10 protein-coding genes are annotated in these 11,927 nt (G+C 70.5%); 6 read left to right on the top strand and 4 right to left on the bottom strand.

Annotation, left to right across the window (positions count from 1 at the left end):
* Positions 1-67 precede the first annotated feature (67 nt).
* Positions 68-292, top strand: a complete 225-nt coding sequence (locus NYZ98_RS12215) for a DUF397 domain-containing protein (protein ID WP_262842757.1) — start codon at positions 68-70, stop codon at positions 290-292.
* A 196-nt stretch (positions 293-488) separates the two neighbouring features.
* Complete coding sequence (locus tag NYZ98_RS12210) at positions 489-713, top strand: DUF397 domain-containing protein (protein WP_262842756.1); 225 nt, start codon at positions 489-491, stop codon at positions 711-713.
* A gap of 73 nt (positions 714-786) precedes the next feature.
* Here the strand turns inward: NYZ98_RS12210 and NYZ98_RS12205 are convergent, their stop codons facing one another.
* On the bottom strand, positions 787-3,042 hold the full coding sequence (locus tag NYZ98_RS12205) for a WD40 repeat domain-containing serine/threonine protein kinase (protein WP_262842755.1): 2,256 nt from the start codon (positions 3,040-3,042) through the stop codon (positions 787-789).
* Positions 3,043-3,162: 120 nt separating this feature from the next.
* Here NYZ98_RS12205 and NYZ98_RS12200 point away from each other — a divergent pair, with 120 nt between their 5' ends.
* Together NYZ98_RS12200 and NYZ98_RS12195 are read left to right on the top strand one after the other, a co-directional pair.
* The gene (locus tag NYZ98_RS12200; RefSeq protein WP_262842754.1) at positions 3,163-3,873 is read left to right on the top strand and encodes a TetR/AcrR family transcriptional regulator; all 711 of its coding nucleotides are present in this window, start codon (positions 3,163-3,165) and stop codon (positions 3,871-3,873) included.
* Positions 3,874-4,007: 134 nt separating this feature from the next.
* Positions 4,008-5,279, top strand: a complete 1,272-nt coding sequence (locus tag NYZ98_RS12195; RefSeq protein ID WP_456115248.1) for a WXG100-like domain-containing protein — start codon at positions 4,008-4,010, stop codon at positions 5,277-5,279.
* Between the two features lie 214 nt (positions 5,280-5,493).
* On the opposite strand, the gene leuA is transcribed toward NYZ98_RS12195, so the two are convergent.
* Positions 5,494-7,206 (bottom strand): 2-isopropylmalate synthase, encoded by a 1,713-nt coding sequence (leuA, locus tag NYZ98_RS12190; protein WP_262842752.1) that lies wholly within the window; start codon positions 7,204-7,206, stop codon positions 5,494-5,496.
* 405 nt (positions 7,207-7,611) lie between these two features.
* On the opposite strand from leuA, the gene NYZ98_RS12185 reads away from it, so the two are divergent.
* Entirely contained in the window at positions 7,612-7,857 is a 246-nt protein-coding gene (locus NYZ98_RS12185) for a DUF2630 family protein (protein WP_262842751.1), read from the top strand.
* 252 nt (positions 7,858-8,109) lie between these two features.
* Positions 8,110-9,174, top strand: a complete 1,065-nt coding sequence (locus NYZ98_RS12180; protein ID WP_262842750.1) for a LacI family DNA-binding transcriptional regulator — start codon at positions 8,110-8,112, stop codon at positions 9,172-9,174.
* On the opposite strand, the gene NYZ98_RS12175 is transcribed toward NYZ98_RS12180, so the two are convergent.
* Both NYZ98_RS12175 and NYZ98_RS12170 read right to left on the bottom strand, forming a co-directional pair.
* A complete protein-coding gene (locus NYZ98_RS12175; RefSeq protein ID WP_262842749.1) occupies positions 9,168-11,216 on the bottom strand; it encodes a beta-galactosidase in 2,049 nt (682 codons plus the stop codon). The two genes, NYZ98_RS12180 and NYZ98_RS12175, sit on opposite strands and share 7 nt — an antisense overlap.
* Before the next feature lie 27 nt (positions 11,217-11,243).
* Positions 11,244-11,924: a hypothetical protein gene (locus NYZ98_RS12170; RefSeq protein ID WP_262842748.1), complete on the bottom strand. Its 681-nt coding sequence runs from the start codon at positions 11,922-11,924 to the stop codon at positions 11,244-11,246.
* Between the last annotated feature and the right edge of the window lie 3 nt (positions 11,925-11,927).

Genomic DNA, 11,927 nt, shown 5'->3' with positions numbered 1-11,927 from the left:
GATACAAAGGGATTCGCTCCGAAGCGATCTCCCAACGTGATTCCCTTGACCTGATCAAGGAGCAGCGATGGGCGAGCTGACCGAAGAACTGGAACTGGCCACGTGGTGTAAGTCGAGCTGGTCTGGACCAGATGGGGGTAACTGCGTCGAGGTGGCGAGGCTTTCGGAGCGGCGCCGGGGAGTGCGAGACAGCAAGGACGCAACCGGACCCGCGCTGGTCGTCACGGGTCACGCATGGGACGCGTTTATCTGGAGTCTGGGAAACAACAATTTCCGCCAAACCACCCTCTGACGGTTCCCTGGGCGAAGCGGCGGCCGAAGGCCCAAAAAACTGCCCGAGCCGGAGGCGAGGACCGCTGCCCAGGCCCCAGGAACGCCCGATACGTCTATAAAGAAGGCGCTTCGAATGCCCAGTGACCGACTGGACAGAGGCCGTGAGGACTTTACATTCAGGTACGAGGGGATTCGATCGAGGGGATGATACAACGATGGACAAGCTGACCCAGGACCTGAGGGCAGCTACATGGATCACGTCATCGCACTCGGGCAGTAACGGCGGTAACTGCGTGGAGGTGGCGACGCTCTCAAACCGGCGGCGTGGCGTGCGGGACAGCAAGAACTCGGCCGGCCCGGCATTGGTGGTCACCGGTCCGGCATGGGACGCGTTCATCCGGAGCCTGGACAACGACGATTTCCGCCAAGCCACCCTCTGACGGTTCCCTGGGGCGAAGCGGCGGCCGAAGGCCCAAGAAAAACCGCCCGAGCCGAAGGCGAGGACCGTTGAGGTCAGGCGGTTAGGGTCCAGATGCGGATGGTGGTGTCCTGGCCGGCGCTGGCGAGTTTTTTGCCGTCTGGGCTGAACGCGGCGGTGTGGATCGGGGCGGAGTGGCCGATCAGGGTGGCGCGGACCCGGCCGGTCGCCACATCCCACAGGTGGATGAGGTTGCCCAGGCTCCAGGTGGCCAGCGTCCTGCCGTCCGGGCTGAACACCACGGACGTGACCATGTCGTCAACCCAGTCGAAGCGGGCCGTGCTGCGGCCGGTGGCCAGGTCCCAGAGCTGGAGGCTGTGGTCGCCGGCGTCGGTGTCGGGTGCGGCGAGGGTTTTGCCGTCGGGGCTGAACGCCACCTCGGACCCGGTCGCGTCGTCGATGGTGCGGATGGTCCGGCCGGTCGCGGGGTCGGACAGGCGGATGTCGCCGCCCTTGCCGCCTCCGGCGAGGAGTTTCCCGTCGGGGCTGAACGTCACGTTGCGGAATCCGTCGGAGTCCGGCAGGCCGATTCTGACGCGGCGGCTCGGCACGTCCCAGAGGGTGGTCGTGCCGCCGTGGGTGACGCCCGCCAAAAGCGTGCCGTCGGGGCTGAACGCCAGAGATTTCATGATCGAGCCGCTCTGGGGGAAAGGGCCGATCAGGCGGCGGTCGGCGACGTTCCACAGCCGGGTGCTGTCGCCCAGGAAGTTGCCGCCGCTGGCGAGCAGCCTGCCGTCGGGACTGAACGCCACGGCGTCCGCCGAGCCGCCGCCGGTCGCGGTGGGGCCGAGCAGGGTGGCGACGAGCTTTCCGCTGGCCGGGTCCCAGAGGCGGGTCTTGGGTCTGTCCGTGAGGTCGCCGTCGCCGCTGGCGAGCAGCTTGCCGTCCGGGCTGAACGCCACCTTCGTGACGGACTTGCGATGCCCGAGCAACTGGATGTGATCGGTGATCTCGACCACGGCGGCGGGCTCCGGCGTCTTGTCGGCGGGGCTGCGCCTGGAGGTGCCGTCCGGGCTGGGTGTGCCAACGGGTGTCCGTACGTCGTCCGGGTCCTTCGAGCCGTACACCCACACCGCGGCGGGGATGCCGATCACCGCGAGCGCTCCGGCACCGGCGATCAGCACCGTGCGCCGCCGGACGCCTCCTCGGCCGGCGGAGGGGTCACCCTGCGGCGAAGGGACGGTGGCCGCCGGTGCGTGGCGGCCGGCGAGGGGGTCAGGGCCGGGCGGGACGGGCGTGCCGGTGGGGATCTGACCGTGCCGCATCGCCGGGCCGGCGGCGGGAGCAGTACCGCCAGGTGAGGCAGCCGGACCGCCCGAGGGAGCCGGACCGCCAGGTGAGGCAGCCGGACCGCCCGAGGGAGCCGGACCGCCAGGTGAGGCAGCCGGACCGCCCGAGGGAGCCGGACCGCCAGGTGAGGGAGCGGTACCGCCCGGTGAGGCAGCCGGACCGCCCGGTGAAGGAGCAGTACCGCCAGGTGAGGGGGCGGCGGCCAGGAGGCGGGCGGTCGGCTCCGCGGTCGGCCGCCGCGCCGGATCCTTGGTGAGGAGGGCCAGGAGCAGCGGAGCGAGCCGCCCGGCTCGTACGGGAGGGCGGGGATCCCTGGTGAGCAGCCCGGCCAGCACCGCCGTGAAGCCGTCGCCGTCGAACGGGGGCCGGCCCTCGACCGCCGCGTACAAGGTCGCGCCGAGCGACCACAGGTCCGACGCCGGTGTGGGGAGTTCACCGTGCGCCTGTTCGGGCGCCATGAACGCGGGTGTTCCCACGATCACCCCTGTACCGGTCAGCTGGGCCGCGCCGGCCAGGCTCGCGATGCCGAAGTCGGTGAGCACGACCCGGTCGCCGTCCAGCAGGACGTTGGCCGGCTTGAGGTCGCGGTGTACGACGCCCATCGCGTGGGCGGCCCGCAACGCGTCGAGCATCGCCGCGCCGATGGCCGCGACCTCTTCGACGGGCAGGCCGCCTCGCGCCCGGATGGCGTCGGCCAGGGATCCGCCCCTGAGGAACTCCATGACGATCGCCGGCGCGCCGTGATGCTCGACGACGTCGTGCACGGTGACGATCCCGCGATGGTTCATCCGACCGGCGGCCTGGGCCTCCCGGATGGTCCGCCGGGTCAGTAGGTCCCGCTGCTCGTCGTCGAGTTCGGGCGGCAGCAGGATCTCCTTGATCGCCACCTCGCGGCCGATCAGCTCGTCGTGGCCGAGCCAGACCCGTCCCATCCCTCCAGCGCCGACCACTTTGATCAACCGGTAGCGCCGGGCGACCAACGTTCCCTCTGATTCAGGCACACAACGGATCCTAAAAGGGAACCCGCGATCGAGCCTGGGTCCGCGAGAGTTCACGAGTCACAAACCCTATGAAAGAACGCTGCTCTCGATTCAAGGCAGTGCTCTGGTATGGTCGGGGAGATGAACGCAAGCCGCACCGCGCGCGAACGGGTCCGCGCCGAGCTGATCAGCGAGATCAAGGACGTCGCCCGGCGTCACCTTGGGGTCGACGGCGCCTCAGGGCTGTCCCTGCGGGCCGTGGCCCGGGATCTCGGCATGGTCTCCTCGGCGATCTACCGCTATTTTCCCAGCCGTGACGAGCTGCTCACCGCGCTCATCATCGAGGCCTTCGACGCCGTGGGCGCGGCCGTGGAGGCGGCCGACGCGGCGTGTCCCCGCGACCGCCACCTCGACCGGTGGATGGCCGTCTGCCGGGCCATCCGCGTCTGGTCGCTGGAGAACCCGCACGAGTACGCGCTCATCCACGGCTCACCCGTCCCCGGATACGTCGCCCCCCAGGACACGGCGTCGGCGGCGGCCCGTGACGGCTTCGTCCTGGCGGGCATCCTGCGCGACGCCCGCGAAGCGGGTGAGCTGACGCCGATGACCGGCCTGCCCCCCGCGCCGGAGTCCTTCGCGCCCGAAGCGCAACTGTTGCGCGAGGCACTGTTCGCCGAGCTCCCCGACGACATCATCCTCCGAGCCCTCGCGGCCTGGACGTACATCTACGGCGTGGTCAGCTTCGAGCTGTTCGGCATGTACAAGTCCGTCATCGAGAACGACCGCCCCGCCGTCTTCGACCAGATGGCCCTGACCCAGGCGACCATCCTCGGCCTGACCGCGAAGCCCTGACCTGGCCGCCGTTCTCCGGCGTTTCCCGAGAAGCGGGGCGGAGCGGGGTGGTCCGTTGGGAGGATCTATCCCGGTAATGACCGATGCTGAGCGCCGAGGCATCAGCTGGTCCTGAGAGGGGCGGAGCCGTGGCGATGACGCTCCCGGCGGAGCTGGAGTCGACGCTCGGGCTGATCGGGGTGCCCTGGCCCACCGAGGACGAGGACCGGCTGCGCACCTGCGCCGCCGCCTACCGTTCCTGCGCCACCATCCTGGACGAGGAGATCATTCCGGCCCTCGACACGAACATGGCCCGTACGGCGGCCGGCAACAGCGGCGAGGGCGTCGAGGCACTGGCGGACTTCTGGGGCGACTACCACCGCTCAGGCGACGACGCCACTCACCTGCCCAGCCTGGCGCTCACCCTGCACTCCCTGGCCGACCTGCACGAAGCGGCCGCCGTCCTGGTGAAGGCCCTGAAAACGCTGCTGCTGGTGGCCGCCGCCTACGTGCTCGCGGTGCTGGCATGGGCGGCGGCCGCGGCCGCGTTCACCGCCGGCGGCTCCTTGGCCGCCGCCCGCGCCACCCTCACCGGGACCCAGATCACGGCCCGCCGCGCCAGCGCCGTCTTCCGGCGCGAGGTCGAGCGGTTCGTGGGCAGAAAGCTGGTCACCGCCGTCGAGGCGCGGCTCCTGCGCGTGATGGCGGCCCGTACCCCGAGGACCAGCCTGGTCAGCACCACCGAACGGCGCTTCCGGGCCTCGCTCAAGAACGTCAAGAACGAGCACATCTCCCGCTGGCGGGGGCAGAGCAGCCAGGGCGCGCAACTGGTCGACGCCGGCGACGGGACCATGAAGATCTACAAGGTGTCGCCGCGCTCATGGGGAAGCGCACTCGACCTGGACTTCGCGGCTCCCGAGGTCGGCGCCTTCCGGTTCAGCGAGGACCTCGGCTGGGACATGGTGCCCACCACCACGCGGTGGAAGGGGCCACGAGGCGAGGGCTCCGTACAGGAGTTCGTCCTGGACGCCCGTCCCGGGTGGCCCGTCGGTCAGTACTCGGAGGTGCAGCAGCAGCGCGCGGCGGTCATCGACTACGTGACCGCGAACACCGATCGCCGGACGAACTACCTCACCTCCGGTGAAGACCGGCTGAAACTGATCGACCACGCGCGGGCCTTCCCGCCCGACAACGACTTTCCCATCGTCTCGGCGTTCACCAGCAAGTACCACGGTCAGCCGCTGAACTCGGACGTCGTCGCCGACCTGCGGAGGCTGGACATGGACCACATGGCCGCCCGCTGGAAGCAGGCGGGCCTGGAACCCGACATGATCGAGAACGCTCTCGACCGCCTCTGGGAGGTCCGCGAACTCGGAAAGATCAGCGGCGCCGCCTGGCAGGGCCGCATCGTCAGCGGGATCACCTGACCCTTCCGGCGGACCGCTCACCACCCGCCCGGGGAGCCGGTGACCGCCGGGGCGCCCGTCTCCCAGAGGGCGCTCACCGGCCTGATGACACGTTGGTCGCTGGTTCGCTGACATGTTGGCCAGAGAGCTGCTGACGTGTTGGACGGGTCAGCGCTGACAGGCCGGACGGGTGCCGGGACGACGGTGTCGTCTCGGCACCCGGCGGCGTGGTGGGTCAGCGGGTGGCGCGGTTCGCGGCGGAGAGGATGGCCTTGAGGGAGGCGGTGACGGTGTTGGCGTCGACGCCGACGCCCCACAGGACCCGGTCGCCGACCTGGCACTCGACGTAGGCCGCGGCCCGGGCGTCGGTGCCGGCGCTCATGGCGTGCTCGGTGTAGTCCAGGACGCGGACGTCCATTCCGACGCTGCTGAGCGCGTCGACGAACGCGGAGATCGGGCCGTTGCCGACGCCTTCGACCTCGCGGATCTCCCCGTCGACGCGGATGTCGGCGCTGATGGCGTCCTTCTCGTCGACCTGGGAGACGTTGCGGTGGGCCAGGAGGCCGAAGCGGCCCCAGGGCTTCACCGGGCTCGGGAGGAACTCGTCGCTGAATACCTCCCACATCGCGGCGGGGGTGACCTCTCCGCCGTCGGTGTCGGTGTGGGCCTGGATGACGCCGGAGAACTCGATCTGCAGGCGGCGGGGCAGGTCGAAGCCGTGCTCGGCCTTCATGATGTAGGCCACGCCGCCCTTGCCGGACTGGCTGTTGACCCGGATGACGGCCTCGTAGCTGCGCCCGACGTCCTTGGGGTCGATCGGCAGGTACGGCACGGCCCAGGCGAAGTCGTCGACGGGCACCCCGGATCCGGCGGCGTCCCGCTCCAGCGCCTCCAGGCCCTTCTTGATGGCGTCCTGGTGGGAGCCGGAGAAGGCGGTGTAGACCAGTTCCCCGCCGTAGGGGTGGCGGGGGTGCACCGGGAGCTGGTTGCAGTACTCCACGACGCGGCGGATCTCGTCGATGTCGCCGAAGTCGATCATCGGGTCGATGCCCTGGGAGAAGAGGTTCATGCCCAGCGTGACCAGGCAGACGTTGCCGGTGCGCTCGCCGTTGCCGAACAGGCAGCCCTCGATGCGGTCGGCGCCGGCCTGGTAGCCCAGCTCGGCGGCGGCCACGGCCGTGCCCCGGTCGTTGTGGGGGTGCAGGGACAGCACGATGGAGTCGCGGTAGGCCAGGTTGCGGTGCATCCACTCGATCTGGTCGGCGTAGACGTTCGGCGTGGCCATCTCGACGGTGGCGGGCAGGTTGATGACGACCTTGTGGTCGGGGGTGGGCTGCCACACGTCATTCACGGCGTCGCACACCTCGACGGCGTACTCCAGCTCGGTGCCGGTGAACGACTCCGGGGAGTACTGGAAGAAGATCACGGTGTCGTCCATCTGGGCGGCGAGCTTCTTGCACAGCTTCGCGCCCTCGACGGCGATGGACTTGATGCCGTCCTTGTCCTGGCCGAACACGACACGGCGCTGCAGGGTCGAGGTGGAGTTGTAGAGGTGGACGATGGCCTGCTTCGATCCGCGCACGGACTCGAAGGTGCGCTCGATCAGCTCGGGCCGGGCCTGGGTCAGCACCTGGATCACCACGTCGTCAGGGACGCGGCCCTCTTCGATGATCTGCCGGACGAAGTCGAAGTCGGTCTGCGAGGCCGCGGGGAAACCCACCTCGATCTCCTTGAAGCCCATGCGTACCAGCAGTTCGAACATCTGGAGCTTGCGATGGGAGTCCATGGGGTCGATCAGGGCCTGGTTGCCGTCGCGCAGGTCGACCGCGCACCACTGGGGGGCCCGGTCGATGACCTTGTCGGGCCAGGTGCGGTCGGTCAGGCGTACGGGCGCGTACGACTGGTAGCGCTGGACGGGCATGGGGCTGGGCTGCTGCTGGGGATACATTGCGTGCTCCTGGTCGGTGTCGTAACCGGGGCGGCACGTCAGGACGGAATGCCTGAACTGGTCTGAACTTCGTCAGAAAGGTCGCCACCGGGGATCTACCCTCAAGCGGCCGACGCGCATGACTCGCTCCGCGGCGAGGGAGCCGGCCTCTTACAGGCCCTCGCCGCGGCAGCTAAGAAGCAGCCCGCGCAGCATATTCAGACCGTAGCAGACGCCGGGTAGTCACCGAAACGTGATCGCCGAAGCAGGGGTGATGATCCGGGACCGTGGCGGTCCGCCCCCTGAAGCCGACTTTCCGGGGATTCCTCCGGGTCCGGGACGTCGCCCGCGCGCAGGCGCCGGGCCACTTCGTGTCCGGCGCGACGGTTCCCCGTAAGCTCCACAGTGACGACTGGAGGCAGGGACATGCAAGACGGCGAGATCCTCACCAAGATCAAGGAACTCATCACGGAGGAGCATCTTCTGCGCGAGAAGGTCGGCGTGGGAGACGTGTCCGCCGACGACGAGAAGGTGCGCGTCCGCGAGCTGGAGGAGGCGCTCGACCAGTGCTGGGACCTCCTGCGGCAGCGTAAGGCCCGCAGGGAGTTCGGGGAGGACCCCGACTTCTCCGTCCCGCGCCCGATCAACGAGGTCGAGGGCTACCAGCAGTAGCCGGTTCCACCGGGCACCCACCGGCGCGCGCCACCCGGACGTCGCCCGGGTGGTCCTGGCGGGCGGCGAGGTGGCCGAAGATCTGAAATGGACCATCTCGCGGTCTAGGCTGCTGCCATGACCGCTTCACGGGAGGCACCCCCACCCGCGGACGGACATCCCAGAACGTCCCCGCCCGCGGACGGAGATCCCGCGGACGGACACCCCGCGCCGTCCCCGCCCGTTGACGCGCATCCCCCGCCGTCCCCGGCCGTGACCACGCATTCCGCGCCGCTGACCATCGCGGAGATCGCCGAACTGGCCGACGTGTCCGTCTCGACGGTGTCCAAGGTCGTCAACGGCAAGGCCGAGGTTTCCCCCAGCACGCGCACCAACGTGGAAAGGATCATCGAGAGGTACGGCTACCGGCGCCAGCGGAAGCAGGCGAGCCGGATCTCGCTGGTCGAGCTCGTCTTCCACGAGCTGGAACCGGCGTCCGGATACGCCATGGAGATCATCGCCGGTGTCGAGGAGACGACGCGGCGGCACAAGCTGTCCCTGGTGCTGTCGCACCTGCAGGGCCGGCAGGTCGCGGATCCCGAATGGTTCGACGGTTTCCTCCATCGGCGCCCGTCCGGGTTGATCGCCGTGTTCTCGGAGTTCTCCCCCGGGCAACGGGAGCAGTTGCGCAGGCGGAACATCCCCCTGGTCCTGGTGGACCCGAGGGGTGAGCCGGGTCACGACATGCCGTCGGTGGGCGCCGGCAACTGGAACGGCGGTCTCACGGCCACGCGGCACCTGCTCGGGCTGGGGCACCGGCGCATCGCCATCATCACCGGCCCGCCGCACCTGCTCTCGGCGAGGGCCAGGCTCGACGGCTACCGCGCCGCGATGGACCAGGCGGGCGCCCCTGTGGACCCTTCTCTGGTGCGCGAGGCCCGGTTCCTCGTCGAGGACGGCTTCGAGCACACCCTGTCGCTGCTGGCCCTGCCGGACCCGCCGACCGCGATCTTCGCGTCCGACGACGGGCAGGCCATGGGGGTCTACCAGGCCGTGGCCAGGATGGGCCTGCGGGTCCCCGGCGACGTGAGCGTGGTCGGGTTCGACGACCTGACCCCGGCGCAGTGGGTGACGCCTCCGCTGACCACCGTCCGTCAGCCGCTCAGGGAGATGGGCACGGCCGCCGCCTCCATGGTGGTCGCGCTCGCCCGCAACGAGCCGCTGCCGCACAACCGGCTCATCTTCACCACCGACCTGGTCGTCCGCGGGAGCACCGCCGAGGTCCCGCCGCCGGACCAGGTGGGCCGGGCCCGGAGCGCCGCGCCCGCGAGTCAGTGAGGCGTCCGCGATCGCGCCGCTGGATCCAGTGCCCGCTGGACGACGGCCGCGGCGAGCGGGGGCAGCTCGACGTCCTCGCCGGCCGGCGTGCCGGTGAGGAGGTTCCGTCCGCCGCCGGGGAGCCGGACGGTGGCGGCGCGCCCGGCGTCGTGGTTGAGCAGGAAGACGTATTCGTGCCGTTCGTCCTGGCGTACGGCGCATTCGACGTGGGCGGGGACGCCGGGGAACCGGTCGTCCACGCCCGCCGCCCTGACCTCGTCGAGCAACGTGGCGCCGAACGCGGCGTCGTCCAGGAGGGTGGCGACGTAGACGACCCGGCCCGAGCCGTAGGTGTTGGCGACGACCGCGGCGCGGCCCTCGAGCAGGCCGTCGGCGTAGGTCGCCAGGGCGGTGCCGGTCTCCAGGTGGATGTCCTCGCGCCACCAGCTCGCGGTCGCGGCGCGTCCGCCGGCGAACCGGACGGCGAACCGCTCGTCCGGCCGGGCCGGCCAGTATTCGTCGATCCTGGCGCCGATGAGCCGCCGGAACGCGCCGGGGTAGCCGTCGGGGCGTACACGGTTGCACTCGTCGACCACCCCGGAGAAGAAGGACATCACGACGGTCCCGCCCGCGCGGGCGAACGCGGTGACGGCCGCCACGCCCTGGTCGTCGATGAGGTACGCGTTGGGCACGACCAGCACCTTGTACGGCGCGAGATCGCTGTGCGGGGACACGATGTCGGCGGCGAGATGGTGCTCCCACAGCGGCGTGTAGTGGCGCATGACCGTCTCGGCGTAGCCGAAGTCGTTGCGGGGCAGTCCCGCGACCTCCTCCAGCCCCCACCAGCCGTTCCAGTCGAACAGGACGGCGATCTCGGCGCGCGAGGTGGTCCCGGCGACCCGTGACAGCAGCCGGGCCTCGCGGCCGAGGTCGGTGACCTCGCGGAACGTCCGCGAGCCGGGCCCGGAGTGCGGCAGCATCGCGGAGTGGAACCGTTCCTGCCCGCCGCGGGAGGCGCGCCACTGGAAGAACATGATCGAGTCGGCGCCGCGGGCCACCGCCTGGAGCGAGCCGAGCCGCATCCGCCCCGGCTCCTTGACCACGTTGAGCCGCCACTGGCTGACCGCGCCGGCCGCCTGTTCCATGAGCATCCACGGCCGCCCGCCCTTGAGCGAGCGGAACAGGTCGAACTGGAAGGCGGCCGGCACGTGCGAGGCGGGGTCGGCGGGGTCGGGGTAGATGTCCAGGGCCACCGCGTCCTGCTCGGGGGCCCACCTCCAGTAGTCGGCGTGCCGGTAGAAGCGCATGAAGTTCGTCAGGACCGGGACGTCGTCGCGGAAGGAGCGGACGATGTCCCGTTCGGCGAGGTAGCACTCGAGCAGGGCGTCGGAGGTGAAGCGCTTGAAGTCCAGGATGCGGCTGGGGTTCATCCAGGTGCGCGGGATGCTCGGTACCTCGATCTGGTCCCAATCGGTGTACACCTGGCCCCAGAAGCGGGTGGTCCACGCCTCGTTGAGGGTGCCGAGGTCGCCGTACCTGCGTTCCAGCCACCGCCGGAAGCCGGCCGAGCTCGCCTCGTTGTACGCCGTGGGGCCGTACTCGTTGCTGATGTGCCACATCGCCAGGGCCGGGTGGAAGGAGTAGCGCTCGGCGAGCCTGGTGGTGATGGCGGCGGCGTACCGCCGGTAGACCGGCGACGAGGGGTCGTACTGCAGGCGGTTCCCGAAGCCGAACGGCTCGCCGTCCGCCATGACGGGGAGGACCTCCGGGTGCAGGCGGGTGAGCCAGACCGGCGGCGCCGCGGTGGGGGTGGCCAGGTTGACGGCGATGCCGTTGCCGTGGAGCAGGTCCATGACCTCGTCCATCCAGCCGAACTCGTACCGGCCGGGCTCGGGTTCGAGGGAGGCCCAGGCGAATACGCCGAGCGAGACGACGTTGACACCGGCCCGCCGCATGAGCCGCACGTCCTCGCGCCAGACGCCGGGATCCCACTGCTCGGGGTTGTAGTCGCCGCCGAAGGCCAGTCCGCCGACGCGGTCCCTGAAACCGTCCATGCGCGTCATATCCGGGCTCCTGTCGTGGTGCCGCACTCAGGCCGTGAACCTCTCCCGGATCTCGGCGATCATCGGGCGGCTGTTCAGCAGGACCGCCGAGGCGAGCACCGAGGTCAGCAGGACCGGCACCGCCTTGGAGGCCACCAGCGTGACGCCGGCCGCCGCGACCAGCAGGCAGGCGTTGCCCAGCGTGGCGCGGGGCGACCGGGTGAGGAAGTACGCGGACAGGCGGGCCACGTCCCGCGCGCGGAACGCGAACAGGGAGGTGATCACCAGGGCGTTGGCGGCCCACAGGGCCGTCGCCACCGCGATGAGCACCGACAGCACGGCCCACCACCCCGGGACGCCGGCGGCGGCGAAGTTCGCGAGGTTCGACCCGATGACGGCCAGCCACGCCAGCCACGGGATCCAGAGCTTCACGACCCCGCGCGCGTTGGCCTTGTAGCCGCGCAGGAACGCCGCCGCCGGATGGAGGTCGGTGAGGTCCAGGCGCCGGTGGCGCAGCGCGTACAACGCGGCCGACAGCGCCGGGCCGACCGGGAGCAGGCAGGCCGCGGCGAGCGGGACGTTGCCGGCGGCGCGGTCGAGCAGGACGAGCCCGGCCAGGCCGGGCAGCACGGCGGCCAGGAACAGGAGCTCGACCACGAGCAGCGTGTAGACGAGCGCGCAGGCGCGCGAGAGGGGTCCTTCGCCGAACCGCCGGGGTTCGGACGCCACGGT

Source organism: Sphaerisporangium corydalis, assembly GCF_025506355.1.
GTDB classification, from domain to species: Bacteria; Actinomycetota; Actinomycetes; order Streptosporangiales; family Streptosporangiaceae; genus Sphaerisporangium; species Sphaerisporangium corydalis.
This window is presented reverse-complemented; position numbering and strand designations above follow the sequence as displayed.

What these genes read in the sequence shown, in the direction of transcription:
- NYZ98_RS12195 (WP_456115248.1), top strand. Translation starts at nt 4,008, where the DNA reads ATGACGCTCCCGGCGGAGCTGGAGTCGACGCTCGGGCTGATCGGGGTG.
- NYZ98_RS12175 (WP_262842749.1), bottom strand. Translation starts at nt 11,216, where the DNA reads ATGACGCGCATGGACGGTTTCAGGGACCGCGTCGGCGGACTGGCCTTC.
- leuA (WP_262842752.1), bottom strand. Translation starts at nt 7,206, where the DNA reads ATGTATCCCCAGCAGCAGCCCAGCCCCATGCCCGTCCAGCGCTACCAG.
- NYZ98_RS12200 (WP_262842754.1), top strand. Translation starts at nt 3,163, where the DNA reads ATGAACGCAAGCCGCACCGCGCGCGAACGGGTCCGCGCCGAGCTGATC.
- NYZ98_RS12185 (WP_262842751.1), top strand. Translation starts at nt 7,612, where the DNA reads ATGCAAGACGGCGAGATCCTCACCAAGATCAAGGAACTCATCACGGAG.
- NYZ98_RS12210 (WP_262842756.1), top strand. Translation starts at nt 489, where the DNA reads ATGGACAAGCTGACCCAGGACCTGAGGGCAGCTACATGGATCACGTCA.
- NYZ98_RS12215 (WP_262842757.1), top strand. Translation starts at nt 68, where the DNA reads ATGGGCGAGCTGACCGAAGAACTGGAACTGGCCACGTGGTGTAAGTCG.